Raw genomic sequence first — 17,547 nt, forward strand, 5'->3', positions numbered from 1 at the left:
CATGGCCGCGCCCCAGCGCATCGCCCTGGTCACCGGGGGCGCCGGCGGCATCGGCGCGGAAACTTGCCGCCAGCTCGCCCGCGCCGGCCACCGCGTGCTCGCCGCCGACCTGCCGCTGGCGCCGGAGCGCCAGGCACGCTTCGACGCGGAGATGGCCGGCCACGACGTGGCTTTCCTGCCCATGGACGTCACCGACGAAGCCGGCTGCGCCGCCGCCATCGCCAGCGCGCGCGCCAGCCATGGCGAGGTGGACGTGCTGGTGAACGCCGCCGGCATCACCCGCGACGCCACCCTGCGCAACATGAGCCGCGAACAGTGGGACCAGGTGATGTCGGTGAACCTCGACAGCGCCTTCGTGCTGTGCAAGCTGCTGGCCGAAGGCATGGCCGCGCGCGGCTTCGGCCGCATCGTCAACATCAGCTCGGTGAACGGCCAGACCGGCCAGTTCGGGCAGACCAACTACGCCGCCGCCAAGGCCGGCCTGCACGGCTTCACCATGGCGCTGGCGCGCGAACTGGCGCGCAAGGGCGTCACCGTGAACACGGTCAGCCCGGGCTACATCCGCACGCCCATGACCGACGCCATGCCCGAGGCCGCGCGCGAACAGGTGCTGGCCATGGTGCCGGCCGGGCGCATCGGCGAACCGGCCGACGTGGCGCGGGCGGTGGTGTTCCTGTGCGGCGACGACGCCGGTTACCTCACCGGCGTGAACCTGCCGGTGAACGGCGGCCTGTTCATCAGCTTCTGACGCCGCTCAGAGTTCGCGCACCACGCGGAAACCCACGCGGGCATTGGTCGTTTCGGCGGGCGCCGACTGCCGGTAGGCCGAGCGCGCGCGTTCCAGCGAACTGGCCCACGAGGCGCCGCGCAGCACCCGCTCGCCGCAGCCCGGGTTGACCCAGGCGCTGCCGTCGCGCGGCGCGCGCCGGTAGCTGTCGTGCCAGCAGTCGAGCACCCATTCGGACACGTTGCCGACCAGGTCGAAGGTGCCGAAGGCCTCGGCCGGGTAGCTGCGTACCGGCGCCGGGCCCCAGTGCCCGTCGGCGTAACCGGGGATGGCGTTGGCCCACTTGCGCTTGAGCCGCGACTCGTCGCCGTCGCCGGTCAGGTTGCCGACCACGCGCGGCGGCACGCCCTCGCCCCAGGGGTAGGCCTCGGCGCGGCCGGCGCGCAGCGCGTATTCGAACTCGGCCTCGGTGGGCAGGCGGTAGCGCTGGCCGGTCTGCGCGGACAGCCAGGCGGCATAGGCCTCGGCGTCCTCGAACGCCACGTGCACCACCGGCAGTTCCGGCGGGGCGGGGCTGCCGGCGTAATCGCGGCGCCAGTCCACGCGGCCGTGTTCGCCCATCACGCCGCCCTTTTCGTCGTACACGGTGGAACGGCCGCGGCGGGTCGCGACGCTCCGGTACCCGCTGGCCTCGACGAAGGCGCGGAACTCGGCCACGGTGGTTTCATTGCGGGCGATGGCGAAACCGCGTTCGAAGGCCACTTCATGCCGCGGCCCTTCGTTGTCGAAGCGGCCGGCTTCGTCTTCGGGCGAGCCCATCTGGAAGCGGCCGTGCGCCAGCACCACCATCTCCGGCGCCTCGCCGCCGATGGCCAGCGGCTCGCGGAACACCTGGCCCGGGCGGAAGCGGCCGTAGTGGCGCGCCATGACGATGCGCTCGCCCAGCGCGTCCAGGCCCTGCGCTTGCAGCGACACCTGCTCGGCCTCGGCCAGGCGGCGCGCGGCCAGTTCCAGGTCCAGCGCATCCACCGCGGCGTGGCCCTGGGCCAGCAGCTGTTCGGTGCGCGACTGGCGCAGTTCGACGATGCGCGCGGCCATGTCCTGCAGCGCGGTCGAATCGGGGACGATGCGGCCGGCTTCGGCCTGCAGGCGTTCGGAAGCGGCGTAATCGCCTTCCTGCGCCGCCTGCAGCGCGCGGTTGAGATGCGCCGCCTGCAGCCGCGCCAGGCCGTCGCGGGCCGGCGCGTAGTCGGGGAAGGCGGCCAGCGCTTCGCGATAGGCGGCGACGGCGCCGCCGCCCTCGGGCTTGAAGATGCGGTTCGCGGCGGCGCGCGCTTCGGCCAGGCGCACGCTCTGCTGGGCGCGGCGTGCCGCGGCGATCGCCTCGCGGTAGGCCGCCAGGCCGGGATGCTGCGGTTGCGCGCGGGCGCAGACGCGCTCGTAGCGTTCGGCATCGACGAAGCGCGCCTCGGCCAGGGCCGCGCGGCCCCGGCGCTGGAGTTCGGACAGGATGCGTTCGACGCCTGCCAGCGCAGTGGCCTCGGTGGCGTCGGTGGCGAGCACGCCCAGGTAACGTTCGAGCGCGCCCGGGGCCGGGGCCTCCGCCCCGCCCGCGGTTTCCGGCGCAGTGCTTTCGGCGGCCTCGGGCGGCGGCTCGGCGAGCAGGCGGCCGTTGGTTTCGTCCTCGGCGGCGGCCTTGAGCGCCTGGCGGAAGCGGTTCGCCGGCACCGGGGTGATGTCCGGCGCCCAGGCCGGCACCTCGGCCTCTTCGGCCGCGGGCGCCAGCACGACCTCGGCCTCGAGTTCGGCCGGGTCCACGGGCGCGGGCGCGCTGGCCGGCGCGGCCGCATCGGGATCTTGGGAAGCGCCGCAGCCGCCCAGCAGCAGGGCGGCCAGCAGCCCGACCGGGAGGATTCGCTCAAGCGTGGTCATCGTCGTGGAACGGCGGCGCCCCTGGCGTCGGAACGGTCTGGCGAGCCGAACTTAGGCTAAGGTGCCGGCTCCTGGCAACCGCAGCGAACCCCGTGCACCACTGGATCTCCTCCCCGCAAGCCCTGTCCGAAACCCTGGCCCGCTGGGCCGGCCAGCCCCTGGTGGCGCTGGACACCGAATTCATCCGCGAACGCACCTACTACCCGCAGCTGGCCCTGGTGCAGCTGGCCATCCCCGGCGAAATCATCCTGGTGGACCCGCTGGTGCCCGGCATGCCCGAAGCCCTGCGCCCGCTGTTGCAGGACCCGGCGGTGACCAAGCTGATGCACAGCGCCAGCGAAGACCTGCAGGCCCTGCAGCGCGGCTGCCAGGCCCTGCCGGCGCCGCTGTTCGACACCCAGGTGGCCGCGGCGATGTGCGGGCTCGGCGCCGGCCTCGGTTACCAGAAGCTGGTGGAACAGGTCACCGGCGTGCAGCTGGCCAAGGGCGAAACCCGCTCGGACTGGCTGCGCCGCCCGCTCAGCGATTCCCAGCGCGAATACGCCGCCGACGACGTGCGCCACCTGCACGCGGTGCACGCCTTCCTCGACCGCGAGCTGGCTGAACGCGGCCGCCATGCCTGGCTGCGCGCCGACACCGAACGCGCCCTGCGCAACGCCGCCCAGGAAGGCGACGACCCCTACCCACACCTGGGCGTGCGCAGCGCGCAGGCGCTCGACGTCGACGGCCAGGTGCGCCTGTGCCGCATGCTGCGCTGGCGCGAGGCCGAGGCGCGTCGCGCCGACAAACCCAAGAGCTGGATCCTCGACAACGAGCTGGCCGTGGCGCTGGCGCGCCGCCCGCCGGCCGATTTCCGCGAATTCGGCGCCGTGCTCGACCGCCACCCCAAGGCCCCGCGCAAGTCGCGCGGCGAGCTCTGGGAAACGCTGTCGGCCCCCATCACCGACGCCGACCGCGCCATCCCGCTGGCCAGCGGCGACAGCCTCGACAAGCAGCGCATCAAGGCCCTGCAGCAGGCGGTGGCCGCCGTGGCCGAGGCCCAGGGCCTGCCCGAGGGCCTGCTCTGCGCCCGCCGCCACCTGGAAGCCCTGCTCGAAGGCCGGGGCTGGCCCGAGGCCCTGGAAGGCTGGCGCCGCGAGCTGCTGGAACCGCGTCTGGCGCCGATTCTGTCGGGCGGCTAGCCATCGCCGGAACATGCCTCTATAATTTCCGAACCTTCCGTGGGGGGGTAGCTCAGCTGGGAGAGCGCGTCGTTCGCAATGACGAGGTCGTGGGTTCGATCCCCATCCTCTCCACCACGATTCCGAAAGGGCCGGGCCGCAAGCCCGGCCCTTTCTTTTTCCCGACCCATCCGACCCCACCGACGTGACCGGCCGCACCGCCACCGCCTTCTCACCCGCCTCGGTCGGCAACATCGGCGTCGGCTTCGACCTGCTGGGCCACAGCGTGGCCGGTCCCGGCGACCGGGCCACGGTGCGGCGCGTGGACGCGCCCGGCGTGCGCATCACCGCCATCCGCGGCGTGGTCACCGACCTGCCCCTCGAAGCCTCGCGCAACACCGCCGGCGCCGCCCTGCTCTCGCTGGCCGCGGCATTGGGGCTGCGCCACGGCTTCGAGGTGGAACTCGACAAGGGCATCGCGCTGGGCTCGGGCATGGGCGGTTCCGCCGCCTCCTGCGTGGCCGCGCTGGTGGCGGCCAATGCGCTGCTGGACACGCCGCTGCCGCGCGAGGCCCTGTACCCGCACGCCCTCGACGGCGAGTCGCTGGCCAGCGGCGCGCGCACCGGCGACAACGTCGGGCCGATGCTGCTGGGCGGGCTGGTGCTGGCGACACCCGCGCGGCTGGTGCCGCTCCGGGTTCCGCGGGAATGGCACTGCGCGCTGGTGCACCCGCATTTCGTGCTCGAAACCCTGGTCGCGCGCGCGGTGCTCGCGCCGCCCTACCCGCTGCCCACCGTCGTCGAACAGGGCGCGAACCTGGCGCAGGTGCTGCTGGGCTGCGAACGCGGCGACGAAACCCTGGTGCGCGCCGGCCTGCGCGACGTGCTGGTCGAACCCCGACGCGCGCCGCTGGTGCCCGGTTTCGCGGCCGTGAAGCAGGCGGCGCTGGAGGCCGGCGCGATGGGTGCCAGCCTCTCCGGCGCAGGCCCCAGCGTGTTCGCCTGGTGCACGGACGCCGCCACCGCGCAGCGCGCCGCCGACGCCATGCGCCGGGCCTTCGCCGGCGCCGGCCTGGACAGCGACGTGCACGTTTCCCCGGTGGCCGGCCCCGCGGCCTCGCTGGTGGACCCCGCCTGAGCGCGGTACCGGGGGCCACGGGGGATTGTTTCTGCGATAATTCGCGCGCCCTGGCCCCGTAGCTCAGCTGGATAGAGCGTCCCCCTCCTAAGGGGAAGGTCGTACGTTCGAATCGTATCGGGGCCGCCATTTCCCCGGCCGCAGCGCGGCCGCACGTTCCCGGAGCACGCAATGACCCACGCAGTCCTCACCGCCCTTGGCCTCACCGGCCAGGAATCCGGCACCTACCTCGGCCACGGCGAGTGGTCGGCCACCCGCGACGCGGGCGTGATCGAGCCGGTCAACCCGAGCAACGGCGAGGTGCTGGGTAAGGTCTATGCGTCCTCGCAGGCCGACTACGACCTGATCCTCGAGCGCGCCCAGGCCGCCTTCAAGGTCTGGCGCACCACCCCGGCGCCCAAGCGCGGCGAAGCCATCCGCCTTTGCGCGGAAGCCCTGCGCAGGCACAAGGACGCGCTGGGTTCGCTGGTGGCTCTGGAGATGGGCAAGTCCAAGCCGGAAGGCGACGGCGAGGTGCAGGAGATGATCGACATCGGCGAATTCGCCGTCGGCCTCTCCCGCCAGCTCTACGGCCTGACCATGCACTCCGAGCGCCCGGGCCACCGCATGTACGAGCAGTACCACCCGCTGGGCATCGTCGGCATCATCTCGGCCTTCAACTTCCCGGTGGCGGTGTGGGCCTGGAACAGCTTCGTGGCCGGCGTCTGCGGCGACGTGTGCATCTGGAAGCCCTCGCCCAAGACCCCGCTCTCGGCGATCGCCTCGATGAAGATCTGCAACGAGGCCCTGCGCGCCGGCGGCTTCCCGGACATCTTCTTCCTGTTCAACGACGCCGGCAGCGACCTGGCCGCGCACTTCGTCGACGACAAGCGCATCCCGCTGATCAGCTTCACCGGTTCGACCAAGGTCGGCCGCCACGTCGGCGAGCGCGTCGCCCGCCGCATGGGCCGTTCGCTGCTCGAGCTCGGCGGCAACAACGCCATCATCGTCGACCCCACGGCCGACCTGAAGCTGGCCATCCCGGCCATCGCCTTCGGCGCCGTCGGCACCGCCGGCCAGCGCTGCACCACCACCCGCCGCCTGTTCGTGCACGAATCCATCTATGCCGACGTGCTGGCCAAGCTGGTGGCGGCCTACAAGCAGGTCGAAAAGAAGATCGGCGATCCGACCGACCCGGCCAACCTGATGGGCCCGCTCAACAGCGCCGACGCCGTGGACGCCTACCTCGACGCCATCGCCAAGGCCAAGGCCAGCGGCGGCAAGGTCGAAACCGGCGGCGCGCGCATCGACCGCCCGGGCAACTTCGTGCTGCCGGCCATCGTCACCGGACTGAAGAACAGCGACGAGATCGTCCAGCACGAGACCTTCGCGCCGATCCTCTACGTCATGCCCTACTCCGACCTCGAGGACGCGATCGCGATGCAGAACGACGTGCCGCAGGGCCTGTCGTCGGCGATCTTCACGCAGAACCTCAAGGCCGCCGAGGCCTTCCTGGCCGCGTCCGGTTCCGACTGCGGCATCGCCAACGTCAACATCGGCACCTCGGGCGCCGAAATCGGCGGCGCCTTCGGCGGCGAGAAGGAAACCGGCGGTGGCCGTGAATCCGGCTCCGACGCGTGGAAGGTCTACATGCGACGCCAGACCAACACCATCAACTACTCCGACGCGTTGCCGCTGGCCCAGGGCATCAAGTTCGACCTCTGAGGCCACCCATGAACACGACTCCCCGGCAGACCAGCGCCCTCGCCATCACCAGCCTGGTCACCGGCGTCCTGGGCTGGACCTTCCTGCCCCTGCTGGGCAGCCTGCTGGCCATCATCACCGGCCACATGGCCCGCGCCGAAATCCGGCGCGCGGCCGGCCAGATGGACGGCGACGGGCTGGCCATCGCCGGCCTGGTGCTGGGCTGGGCGACGGTCGTGGTCACGGTGCTGACGATCCTGGCCTTCATCCTGTTCTTCGGGGGGCTGGCGGCGCTGCTGGCCCTGCTGGGCGCCAGCGGCAACCTCTGAACGGCGGGTGCGCATGTATTCGCTGGCCAAGCCCTTCCTCTTCCACCTCGATGCCGAACGCGCCCACGACCTGGGCCTGCGCGGCATCGAGGCGGCCTACCGGCTGGGATTGAACCCGCTGCTGGCGGGCAAGCCCAAGCCGCTGCCGACCAAGGCCTTCGGCCTGGTGTTCCCGAACCCGGTGGGCTGCGCCGCCGGCCTGGACAAGAACGGCGCCCACGTGGACGCGCTGCTCGCGCTGGGCTTCGGCTTCGTCGAGGTGGGCACGGTCACGCCACGGCCGCAGGAAGGCAACCCGAAGCCGCGCATGTTCCGCCTGCCCGAGCACAACGCGGTCATCAACCGCCTGGGCTTCAACAACGGCGGCGTGGACGCGCTGGTGCGCAACGTCTCGCGCGCGCGCCGCAAGGGCGGCCTGCTGGGCATCAACATCGGCAAGAACAAGGACACCCACAACGAGGACGCGGCCGAGGATTACCTCTACTGCCTCGAGCGCGTGTACCCGCTGGCCGACTACGTCACGGTCAACATTTCCTCGCCCAACACCGCCGGCCTGCGCGAGCTGCAGGAAGAACAGCAGTTGCGCCGCCTGGTCGGCGAGCTGCGCGAAGCCCAGGAACGCCTGGGCGCCCAGCACGGAAAGCGCGTGCCGATGCTGGTGAAGATCGCCCCCGACCTGTCCGACGACGACGTGGACGCCTGCGCCCGCGTGCTGTCCGACCTCAAGGTCGACGGCGTCATCGCCACCAACACCACGCTCGACCGCCTGCCAGTGGAAAGCCACCCGCTCGCCAAGGAAGCCGGCGGCCTGTCGGGCGCGCCGCTGTACGGCAAGTCCACCGCGGTGCTGCGCCGCCTGCGCGGGCGCCTCGACGACGGCGTCCCGGTGATCGGCGTCGGCGGCATCCTCAGCGGCGCCGACGCGGCCGGCAAGATCACCGCCGGCGCGCTGATGGTGCAGTTCTACACCGGCCTGGTCTATCGCGGCCCCGAGCTGATCGGCGAATGCGTGGACGCCATCCGCCGGCGCCGCGAGGGCGTGGCGTGAGCGGCTACCAGCTGGCCGAGAACGTCTCGCTGGCCGGCCGCAACACCTTCCGCGTCGCCGCCCGCGCCGCGATGATGGCCGACGTGTCGCGCGCCGACGCGCTGGCCGAACTGTTCGAATTCGCCATGCTGCGCGAGGGCCCGGTGCTGGTGCTGGGCGAAGGCAGCAACCTGCTTTTCGCCGGCGATTTCCCCGGCGTGGCGATCTGCCTGACCATGGCCGGCGTGCGCATCGTGCGCGACGACGGCGACACCGCCCTGGTGCGCGCCGACGCCGGCATGAACTGGAACGACCTGGTGGCCTGGACGCTGGCCCGCGGCCTGTGCGGGCTGGAGAACATGGCGCTCATCCCGGGCACGGTCGGCGCCGCGCCAATACAGAACATCGGCGCCTACGGCGTCGAGGTGGGCGAATTCATCGAAACCGTTGAGGCCTTCCAGCGCGACACCGGCCAGGTCAAGCGCCTGTCCGCCGCCGACTGCGGCTTCGGCTACCGCGACAGCCTGTTCAAGCGCGAGGCCGACCGCTGGGTGGTCACCGCCGTCGAACTGCGCCTGCCGCGCCAGCGCGAGCTGCGGCTCGACTACGCCGGCGTGCGCGAGGAACTGGCCGCGATGGGCGTGGCCACGCCGCGCGCCGTGCACGTGGCCGAGGCCATCAGCCGGCTGCGCACGCGCAAGCTGCCGAACCCCGCGCTGCTGGGCAATGCCGGCAGTTTCTTCAAGAACCCGGTGGTGGACGCCGCCACCGCCGAGGCCCTGCAGGCCGCGAATCCCGGCCTGCCGGCCTTTCCCGGTGGCGACGGCAAGCGCAAGCTCTCCGCGGCCTGGATGATCGAGGCCTGCGGCTGGAAGGGTTTCCGCGAGGGCGACGCCGGCGTCGCCGCCCAGCACGCGCTGGTGCTGGTGAACCACGGCCACGCCACCGGCCGACAACTGCTGGAACTGGCCCGGCGCGTGGCCGCCTCGGTGCGCGAACGCTTCGGCGTCGCGCTCGAACCCGAGCCGCGCATCATCGGCGCGCGGTTCGACGACCCGGCGTGAATCCCCCCCGCGACCGCCCCGTGGACGTTCCCCGCGCGGTGGCGCTGATGAGCGCGGGCACCGTGCTCTTCGGCCTGATGGCGGTGTGCATCCGGCTGGCCTCGGAGCAGCTGCACGCCTTCGAGATCGCCTTCTTCCGCAACTTCTTCGGCCTGGTGTTCATCCTGCCGATCCTGTTCCGGCACGGACCCTCGATCCTGCGCACCAACAAACTCGGCTTCTACATCGGCCGCTGCGCGATCGGCATGGTGTCCATGCTGGCCGGGTTCTGGGCGATCGTGCACCTGCCGCTGGCGCAAGCGATCGCGCTTTCGTACTCCAGCCCGCTGTTCGTCACCATCGCCGCGGTCATCGTGCTGGGCGAAGTGGTGCGGGCGCGCCGCTGGACGGCGGTGATCGTCGGCTTCCTCGGCGTGCTGGTGATCGTGCGCCCCGGCAGCGACGACTTCAGCGCCGGCAGCCTGGTGGCGGTGCTGGCCGCCGTGGCCAGCGCCAGCGCCGCGATCAGCATCAAGTTCCTCTCGCGCACCGAGCACCCCGACGCGATCGTGCTCTACACCACCCTGATCTGGGTCCCCATGTCGCTGCTGCCGGCGCTGCTTTACTGGGAAACACCGGTGGGCATCACCTGGCTCTGGATCGTGCTGGCCGGTTTCCTGGGCACCACCGCGCACATGCTCTGGACGCGCGCGCTGCGGCTGGGCGAAGCCTCGATGCTCACGCCCATCAGCTTCCTGCAGGTGCTGGTGGTGGCGGTGTTCGGCTGGTTCCTGTTCGGCGAGGCGCTCGACCGCTGGACCGTGCTGGGCGCGGCCATTATCTTCGGTTCGAACGTCTACATCGCCCGGCGCGAGGCGCAGCTGGCGCGGCAGGCGGTCACGGACCCCGAGATCAATCCCGAGACGCCCTCGCCGCGCTGAGGCTCAGGGCAACGGCTCTTCTTCCAGCGACTCGCGCAGGCGGTCGGCGACGCGGCGGCGCGGCGGATCCAGGCTTTCCGGCGGCGCGTCGAGCAACGGCTGCAACTGCGCCGCGAACAGCGCGTCGGCCTCGGCGCGTTCGCCCAGTCCGCGCAGCGCGCGCACCACCGGAAGCGCCCCGACGGCGACTTCCGGGTGGCCTTCGCCCCAGGTGGCCAGGCGCGCGGCGTAGGCCTCGCGGTAGGCCGCCAGCGCCGCACGGGCGTCGCCGGCGGCCAGGTGCAGGTCGCCTTCCACGTCCAGCAGCATGTGCACCTGCGGATTGCGTTCGCCCAGCACGGCCAGCACGTCGGGTTTCACCGCCAGCAGGTGGCGCATGGCCTCCGCGTCGCGGCCGGCGCGGTGCAAGGTGCCGGCGTGGTTGGCCTGCACGAACAGCGTGTCGGGGTGTTTCGGCCCGAGCAGGCGGATGCGGCCGGCGATCACCTCGCTTTCCATCGCCAGCGCCTCGTCGTAGCGCTCCAGCCGCGCCAGCAGCGCCGACACGTTCAGGCGCGAGCGCAGCGCGTCGGACGAGCCGGCGCCCAGCACGCGTTCGCGCGCCTCCTGCACTTCGCGCGCGATCACCAGCGCGGCTTCCACCTCGCCCTGGTCGCTGAGCATGTTCGACAGGTTGCTGCGCTGGTTCAGCGAGTACGGGTGCTCGCGCCCGAGCTTGCGTTCCTGGATCTCCACCAGCTGCCGCTGCAGCGCCAGCGCGCCCTCCACGTCGCCGCCCATCACGCGCAGGATGGCCAGGTTGCTCATCGAGGCCAGCGTGTCCTCGTGCTCGGGGCCCAGCTGGGCCGCGCGCTTCGCGTACAAGCCCTCCAGCGCCTCGCGCGCCTTGGCCTGCTCGCCGGTGCGGGCGTAGCTGATGGCCAGGTTATTGAGCAGGCCCTGCACCTTCGGGTCGTCCGCGCCGCGCGCGGCCAGGGCGCGCGCGTGCAGTGCTTCCTGCAGGTCGCGGGCCCGCGGCCGGTCGCCCAGCGAGGAAATGACTTCGCTCTGCTTGAGCTCGATGGCCAGGCGCAGGTCCCCCACGGGATCGAGCCCGGCGCTGCGGGCCATCAGGTCTTCGACCAGGGCCAGCGCCTCCTTGTGCTTGCCACCGGCATGCATCGCGCCGGCCTGCTTGAGCCGGGCATCCAGGGTGTCCGGGTGGTCGGGGCCGAGGCTGGCTTCGCGGTCGTCGGCGACGCGGGTGAAGCCGGCTTCGGCCTCGGCCACCAGCGCCAGCGCCAGGTACACGTCGCCGACCGACTCGCGCAGGTCGGCGGCCAGCGCCGGCTGGCTGGCGAATTCGCGCTCGATGGCCTGTTCCGCGCCCGCCAGCACGTATCGGCCCAGCAGCGTGCGCGCCAGGTCGGTGGGACTGGCCTGCGCGAGCACCGATTCCAGCGCCGGCACCTGCGCCGGCGCGGTTTTCTCGATCTGCGCGCGCAGGCCGGTGGACAGGCCGACGCCCATCGCCTCCACGTCCACGCCTTCGAGCATGGACTGCTGGAAGGCGACCACGCGTTCGAGTTCGGCGCTGCGCTGTTCGGCCAGCGCGCGCTGCTGCCGGGCCTGCTGCAGCCCGTACAGCGACAGCGCCAGGCCCGACAGCACCGCCAGCGACACGGCGGCGGCGGCGGCAAGCGCGACGCGGTGGCGACGCAGGTACTTGCCCAGCACGTAGCGCCGGCTCGGCGGCACGGCGGCCAGCGGCTGGTCGTCGAGGAACCGTTGCAGGTCCTGCGCCAGCTCGGCGGCCGAGCTGTAGCGCTCGGCGCGGTCGCGGCGCATGGCCTTGAGCACCACCCAGTCGAGCTCGGTGCGCAGCACGCGGCGCAGGCGCGGCGGGCTCAGGCCCAGCTGGCCGGCGCGCGCGGCGGCGTTGCCGGGCGCGAGCGTGAGGATCTGTTCCGAGGGGGGCGGCACCGTTGTGCTGGCGGTGCGCGGCGCCTCGGCGGTGGCACCGCCGACGCCCGGGCGGCGGCCGGCCAGCAGTTCGTACAGCAGCACGCCCAGCGAATAGACGTCGGAGCGGGTGTCCACTTCCACGCCGTCCAGGCCGGCCTGCTCGGGGCTCATGTAGTCGGGCGTGCCGGCGCGCTCGAGTTCGCCCGCGCGCTCGCCCGCGGCCAGCGAGCGGCTGGCGGCGGTGGCGATGCCGAAGTCGATGATCTTGGGCAGCGGCCGGCCGTCCACCACCGACACCAGGATGTTGCCCGGCTTGAGGTCGCGGTGGATCACGCCCTTCTGGTGCGCGTGCTGCACGCCTTCGCAGACGCGGATGAACAGCTCCAGGCGCTCGCGCAGCGGCAACGCCTGCTGCTCGCAGAAACTGGTGAGCGGGCTGCCTTCGATGAACTCCATCGCGAAGAAGGGGAAACCTTCGGGCGTGGCGCCGGCGTCGTAGACCTGGGCGATGGCCGGGTGCTTCATCTGCGCCAGCAGCTGGCGCTCGACCTCGAAATAGGCCAGGTGCCGGGCGTCGAGCCGGCGCGCGTGCAGCAGCTTCAGCGCCACCGTGCGGCGCACCGGTTCGAGCTGTTCGGCCCGGTAGACCTCGCCCATGCCGCCGCGGCCCAGCAGGGCCTCGATGCGGTAGCGGCCCAGCCGGGCGCCGGGGGCCAGGCTGGCGCCTTCCTGCGCCGGCGCCGGGCCCGCGCCGGAGCGCGTGGGCAGGCCTTCCGTCGGTGCGAGATCGTCCTCGTGCTGGCCCGCCATGCGTTCCCCTCCCGGCTCCCGCGGATGTTAACGCAAGGGCGCGCGGGCGCCGGCAATCCGGCTAAACTCGCCCTGTCGTCTGCCGTCCCCCCGTCCCGCATGAGCACGAACGACCACGAGCCCATCACCACCCAGCTGACGATGCTCAGCGGCGGCCCGCGCCGCAGCGGCCCGCGTTCGGCCTGCGTGGTGGTGATCCACGGCGAGGGCCTGGGCAAGCGCGCCGACCTCGAGGACCGGCCGGTCATCGTCGGCCGCTCGCAGGAGGCCGACCTGCACATCCCGCACAAATCGGTGTCGCGCCAGCACTGCCAGATCTGGCGCGACGGCGACGCCTACCGCATCCGCGACCTCGAGGCGACCAACCGCACCCGCGTCAACGACCTGCCGGTCACCGAAACCCTGCTGGCCGACGGCGACCACATCACGCTGGGCGAATCGATCCTCAAGTTCATCAGCCACTCCAGCGTGGAGGCCCGCTACCACGAGGAGGTCTACCAGCTGGCCACGCACGACGCGCTGACCGAGGTCTACAACCGCCGGCACTTCGTCGAGCTGGTGGACAAGGAAATCGCGCGCGCCACCCGCCACGGCCGGCCGCTGGTGATGTGCATCATCGACGTGGACCTGTTCAAGCCGGTGAACGACAAGTACGGCCACATCGCCGGCGACGGCGTGCTGCGGCAGATGGCGGCCATCCTGCGCGGCTTCGTGCGCGGCGAGGATGTGGCCGCGCGCATCGGCGGCGAGGAGTTCGCGGTGATGCTGCCCGAGGCCGGCATCGACGACGCCCGCGCCTTCGCCGAACGCCTGCGCGAAGCCGTGGCCTCGGCCACCTTCGTGCTGGGCGGCGAACCGCAGCGGCTGACCATCAGCATCGGCATCGCCAGCCTGGCGCCGGGGCGCGGCGACCGCAGCGCGCTGATGAAGGCGGCCGACGCCGCCCTCTACCGGGCCAAGGACGAAGGCCGCAACCGCGTCTGCGTCGAGGCCTGAGGCCGGCTCAGCCGGCGTCGCGGGCGGCGTAGCGGCGCGCGACGTAGTCGTCGATCACGCCCAGGAATTCGTCGGCGATGCCTTCGCCGCGCAGCGTCATGGCCTTCTCGCCGTCGATGAACACCGGCGCCGAGGGCGCCTCGCCGGTGCCCGGCAGCGAGATGCCGATGTCGGCGTGGCGCGATTCGCCCGGGCCGTTGACCACGCAGCCCATCACGGCCAGCGACAGGTTTTCCACGCCGGGGTACTTGAGCTTCCACACCGGCATCTGGCCGCGCACGTGCTCCTGCACCTTCTGCGCCAGCACCTGGAAGAATTCGCTGGTGGTGCGGCCGCAGCCCGGGCAGGCGGTGACCAGCGGCGTGAACGCGCGCAGGCCCATGGTCTGCAGCAGTTCCTGCGCCACCACCACTTCCTGGGTGCGCGGCGCGCCCGGCTCGGGCGTGAGCGAGATGCGGATGGTGTCGCCGATGCCTTCCTGCATCAGCACCGCCAGCGCGGCCGCCGAGGCGACGATGCCCTTGCTGCCCATGCCGGCCTCGGTGAGGCCCAGGTGCAGCGCGAAATCGGAGCGGCTGGCCAGGTCGCGGTAGACCGCGATCAGCTCCTGCACGCCGCTGACCTTGGCCGAGAGCACGATGCGCTCGCGCGGCAGGCCGATTTCCACGGCACGTTCGGCCGATTCCAGCGCCGACACCACCAGCGCCTCGCGCAGCACGCGCGAGGCTTCCCAGGGCTCGGCGCGGGCGGCGTTTTCGTCCATCAGGCGAGCGGCCAGGGCCTGGTCGAGCGAGCCCCAGTTCACGCCGATGCGCACCGGCTTGCCGAATTCGATGGCCTTCTCGACGATGGCCGCGAACTGGGTGTCGCGCTTCTTGCCGAAGCCGACGTTGCCGGGGTTGATGCGGTACTTGGCCAGCGCCTCGGCGCAGGCCGGCTCGGCCGCCAGCAGGCGGTCGCCGTTGTAGTGGAAGTCGCCGACGAGGGGCACCGGCACGTTCATCATGTCGAGCTTGTCGCGGATGCGCGGCACGGCGGCGGCCGACTCGGGGTTGTTCACCGTCACGCGCACCAGTTCGGAACCGGCGCGCCAGAGTTCGGCCACCTGCTTCACGGTGGCGGCGATGTCGGCGGTGTCGGTGTTGGTCATCGACTGCACCACCACCGGCGCGCCGCCGCCGATGCGCACCTTGCCGACGTCGACGCCGCGGGTGGCGCGCCGGGGCTGGGCCTTGGCCTCGCTCATGCCGCCTCCCCTTCCGCCGCCGCGCGGCGTTCGCCCAGCAGCACGTAGTCGCCGGCGTTGAGCAGCACCTCCACGTCCTCGAGCAGGTCGGGGCCGCGGGCGCCGACTTCGGGGATGTAGCTGGAGGCGTCGTGGATGACCTCGACCCGGCTGCCGGCGTCGATGGCGGCGCCGCAGACGAAACAGCGGCCGCCGGCCCCGTCGATGGGGAACACTTCCACCGCGCGGTGCACCTGGCGGCTGCCGCCGTCGGCGCTGACCACGCGCAGGGCCACGGCGCTGGAGCGGCGCGAGATCAGCTCCACGCCCGCCGACAGGCTGCCGTCGGGCTCGTAGCGCAGCCAGCGCATCACGCCGACCATCCACGCCAGTTCCTCGCCCTGTTCGCCGAAGCCCAGGCCCACCAGCTCGCCGACGCGGGCGCGCGCCTGTTCGGCGCTGTCCCAGGCCATGCGGTAGCCACCCAGGCTCTGGTCGAGCACCCGGGCGGTGAAGCGCGGCACGCGGGTCATGGCGGCGGCGCCCTGGGTCCAGGCCGCGCCGGCGATCACATGCACCGTGCCCTGCGCCGACTGGCGCATGAAGGTGTCGAAGTCGCGCTGGCCGGCCAGCAGGTAGTGCAGGCCGCTCAGGCCCAGCACGGTGTCGAGCGAGTGCCCCGCGGGCAGGCGCACCAGGCCGCGCGCGGCCATCTGGCCGAAGGCGCGGCGCAGGCGGATCAGCAGGTCGTTGCCGACGCGCACGCCGAAGCCGGCCGCCGGCGAGAGCTCGGCCTGGCCGTCGCGGACGCGGCCGAGCGCGCGCTCGACGTCGTCGCTGAAGGCGCGCAGGTCCAGCCAGAGCGCATGCGATTCATCGCCGGCACCGGCGCCCGGGCCGCGGTCGGCGTCCTCGGGCACGACCGGCGCAATGCCCTCGGGCTGGCGGTCGAGCAGCGCGCAGCGCGCGGCGTAACCGCGGGTCAGCGGCCACATCGTGTCCTGCTCGGCCTGGGCGAAGGCATAGGGGTTCACCGAGGCCATCAGCAGCGACTGCACGTAGATCGTCTGCACGTCCTGGGCGGCACCCGCGGCCTTGTCCTCGCAGGTCTTGCGCTCGAGCTTGAGCGAGGTGGCGAACCGGTGCAGGCGGTGCAGGCCCTGCCAGGCGCCCGCCGGCGCCGGACGGTACACGCGCCAGGCCAGGGCCAGCGCACGCGAGTGGTGCCAGGTGGAGCGCACCAGCGCCTGCAGCACCGCGCCGCCGCGCAGGAAGGGCACCGAACCGGCCGGCGCGCAGAGTTCGCAGGCGGCCTGCCGGTAACCCACGGCCAGGTGCATGTGCAGGGTTTCGGCCACGGTGGCCGCGCGCGCCTTGTCCGGCGGCAGCGGCAGCGGGCTGCCCGAGAACTGGCGCTCGAGCAGGGTGATGGCCTCCAGCGTGGCGTCGCGCAGCTCCTCCAGCGCGGCCAGGCGCTGGCCGCCCTCGAGCTTCTGGCCCAGCAGGCCGGCCAGCGCGCGGGAGATTTCCTGCTCGGCCGCCTGCGGGTTGGCGCGGGGCAAAGCGGCGACCCAGGCTTTCACCTTCTTCGGGTCGGCCGGGAAAGGCGCGGTGCCCCCGGTGGCGGGCGGCAGGTCCTGGCACAGGCGGCGGTAGCTATCGCTCATTCGGGGTCCTCGCGAGGGGCACAGTTTAGACCGGGGCGCGGCCCCGCCCCACCCCCGGCCAACGCTCCAAGGTATCCTGTCGGGCCGTCCCCGGCCTGATCCATGTCCTCCCTAGCCCGCGAACGCCAGGTCCTGCGCCCTTCCCAGCTCAATGCGCTGGCCCGCGACCTGCTGGAAGGCAGCTTCCCGCAGGTCTGGGTCGAGGGCGAGATCAGCAACTTTTCCCGGCCGGCCTCGGGGCACGCCTACTTCACGCTCAAGGACGACCGCGCCCAGGTGCGCTGCGCCCTGTTCCGCCAGAACGCCCAGCGCCTGCGCTTCGCCCCGCGCGACGGCCTGCAGGTGCTGGCCCGCGGCCGGCTGACGCTCTACGAGGCGCGCGGCGACTACCAGCTGGTGCTCGACCACATGGAAGAGGCCGGCGAGGGCGCACTGCGCCGGGCCTTCGAGGAGCTCAAGGCGAAGCTGGCCGCCGAGGGCCTGTTCGACGCGGCCCGCAAGCGCCCCCTGCCCGCCTTCCCGCGCCGGCTCGGCGTGATCACCTCGCCGCGCGGCGCCGCCGTGCGCGACGTGCTGAGCGTGCTGGGCCGGCGCTTCCCGCTGCTCGAGGCCGAGGTGCTGCCGGTACCCGTGCAGGGCGACGGCGCCGCCGCCCAGATCCTGGACATGCTGCGCCGCGCCGGCGCCAGCGGCCGCTACGACCTGCTGCTGCTCACCCGCGGCGGCGGCTCGCTCGAAGACCTGTGGGCCTTCAACGACGAGGCCCTGGCGCGCGCCATCGCCGCCTCGCCGGTGCCGGTGGTGGCGGCGATCGGCCACGAAGTGGACGTGAGCCTGGCCGACTTCGCGGCCGACCTGCGCGCGCCCACGCCCTCGGCCGCCGCCGAACTGCTGGCGCCGGACGGGGCCGCGCTGCAGGCGCGGC

The 17,547-nt window shown here is 72.6% G+C and carries 14 protein-coding genes and 2 tRNA genes; 12 read left to right on the forward strand and 4 right to left on the reverse strand.

Going from position 1 to position 17,547, the window contains the following annotated elements; all coding sequences use genetic code 11:
* The first annotated feature begins 1 nt into the window (after nt 1).
* The gene (locus N790_RS07690) at nt 2-748 is read left to right on the forward strand and encodes a beta-ketoacyl-ACP reductase (RefSeq protein WP_043802817.1); all 747 of its coding nucleotides are present in this window, start codon (nt 2-4) and stop codon (nt 746-748) included.
* A gap of 6 nt (nt 749-754) precedes the next feature.
* On the opposite strand, the gene N790_RS07695 is transcribed toward N790_RS07690, so the two are convergent.
* The gene (locus N790_RS07695; RefSeq protein WP_043802820.1) at nt 755-2,659 is read right to left on the reverse strand and encodes a formylglycine-generating enzyme family protein; all 1,905 of its coding nucleotides are present in this window, start codon (nt 2,657-2,659) and stop codon (nt 755-757) included.
* Nucleotides 2,660-2,751: 92 nt separating this feature from the next.
* Here N790_RS07695 and rnd point away from each other — a divergent pair, with 92 nt between their 5' ends.
* The 9 genes from rnd (at nt 2,752) to N790_RS07740 (ending at nt 9,980) form a co-directional block, all read left to right on the forward strand.
* Nucleotides 2,752-3,840: a ribonuclease D gene (gene rnd / locus N790_RS07700; protein ID WP_043802821.1), complete on the forward strand. Its 1,089-nt coding sequence runs from the start codon at nt 2,752-2,754 to the stop codon at nt 3,838-3,840.
* A 41-nt stretch (nt 3,841-3,881) separates the two neighbouring features.
* Nucleotides 3,882-3,957, forward strand: a tRNA-Ala gene (locus tag N790_RS07705).
* Nucleotides 3,958-4,024: 67 nt separating this feature from the next.
* Nucleotides 4,025-4,957 (forward strand): homoserine kinase, encoded by a 933-nt coding sequence (locus tag N790_RS07710; protein ID WP_043802824.1) that lies wholly within the window; start codon nt 4,025-4,027, stop codon nt 4,955-4,957.
* 52 nt (nt 4,958-5,009) lie between these two features.
* A tRNA-Arg gene (locus tag N790_RS07715) sits at nt 5,010-5,086 on the forward strand.
* Nucleotides 5,087-5,128: 42 nt separating this feature from the next.
* Complete coding sequence (gene amaB / locus N790_RS07720) at nt 5,129-6,661, forward strand: L-piperidine-6-carboxylate dehydrogenase (protein ID WP_043802826.1); 1,533 nt, start codon at nt 5,129-5,131, stop codon at nt 6,659-6,661.
* 8 nt (nt 6,662-6,669) lie between these two features.
* Entirely contained in the window at nt 6,670-6,969 is a 300-nt protein-coding gene (locus N790_RS07725; protein WP_043802829.1) for a DUF4190 domain-containing protein, read from the forward strand.
* Between the two features lie 13 nt (nt 6,970-6,982).
* Complete coding sequence (locus N790_RS07730) at nt 6,983-8,017, forward strand: quinone-dependent dihydroorotate dehydrogenase (protein WP_043802831.1); 1,035 nt, start codon at nt 6,983-6,985, stop codon at nt 8,015-8,017.
* Nucleotides 8,014-9,060 carry a UDP-N-acetylmuramate dehydrogenase gene (gene murB / locus N790_RS07735; protein ID WP_043802834.1) on the forward strand — a complete coding sequence of 349 codons (1,047 nt, stop codon included), beginning with the start codon at nt 8,014-8,016 and terminating at the stop codon, nt 9,058-9,060. The genes N790_RS07730 and murB overlap by 4 nt, the downstream gene beginning before the upstream one ends.
* Before the next feature lie 47 nt (nt 9,061-9,107).
* Nucleotides 9,108-9,980 (forward strand): DMT family transporter, encoded by an 873-nt coding sequence (locus tag N790_RS07740; protein WP_043802859.1) that lies wholly within the window; start codon nt 9,108-9,110, stop codon nt 9,978-9,980.
* Nucleotides 9,981-9,983: 3 nt separating this feature from the next.
* Here the strand turns inward: N790_RS07740 and N790_RS15225 are convergent, their stop codons facing one another.
* Nucleotides 9,984-12,734, reverse strand: a complete 2,751-nt coding sequence (locus tag N790_RS15225) for a serine/threonine-protein kinase (RefSeq protein WP_052385786.1) — start codon at nt 12,732-12,734, stop codon at nt 9,984-9,986.
* A gap of 99 nt (nt 12,735-12,833) precedes the next feature.
* Between N790_RS15225 and N790_RS07750 the strand changes: the two genes are divergently transcribed.
* On the forward strand, nt 12,834-13,730 hold the full coding sequence (locus N790_RS07750; RefSeq protein ID WP_043802837.1) for a GGDEF domain-containing protein: 897 nt from the start codon (nt 12,834-12,836) through the stop codon (nt 13,728-13,730).
* A 7-nt stretch (nt 13,731-13,737) separates the two neighbouring features.
* Here the strand turns inward: N790_RS07750 and ispG are convergent, their stop codons facing one another.
* Nucleotides 13,738-14,976 carry a flavodoxin-dependent (E)-4-hydroxy-3-methylbut-2-enyl-diphosphate synthase gene (gene ispG, locus N790_RS07755; RefSeq protein WP_043802840.1) on the reverse strand — a complete coding sequence of 413 codons (1,239 nt, stop codon included), beginning with the start codon at nt 14,974-14,976 and terminating at the stop codon, nt 13,738-13,740.
* Nucleotides 14,973-16,622 carry a hypothetical protein gene (locus N790_RS07760; protein WP_043802842.1) on the reverse strand — a complete coding sequence of 550 codons (1,650 nt, stop codon included), beginning with the start codon at nt 16,620-16,622 and terminating at the stop codon, nt 14,973-14,975. Before N790_RS07760 ends, ispG begins: the two co-directional genes overlap by 4 nt.
* A gap of 102 nt (nt 16,623-16,724) precedes the next feature.
* Between N790_RS07760 and xseA the strand changes: the two genes are divergently transcribed.
* Nucleotides 16,725-17,547, forward strand: an 823-nt coding sequence (gene xseA / locus N790_RS07765; protein WP_043802844.1) for an exodeoxyribonuclease VII large subunit, incomplete at its 3' end; no start/stop codon positions are given.

Origin of the sequence: Arenimonas malthae CC-JY-1, from assembly GCF_000747075.1 — a bacterium.
Taxonomy (GTDB): domain Bacteria; phylum Pseudomonadota; class Gammaproteobacteria; order Xanthomonadales; family Xanthomonadaceae; genus Arenimonas; species Arenimonas malthae.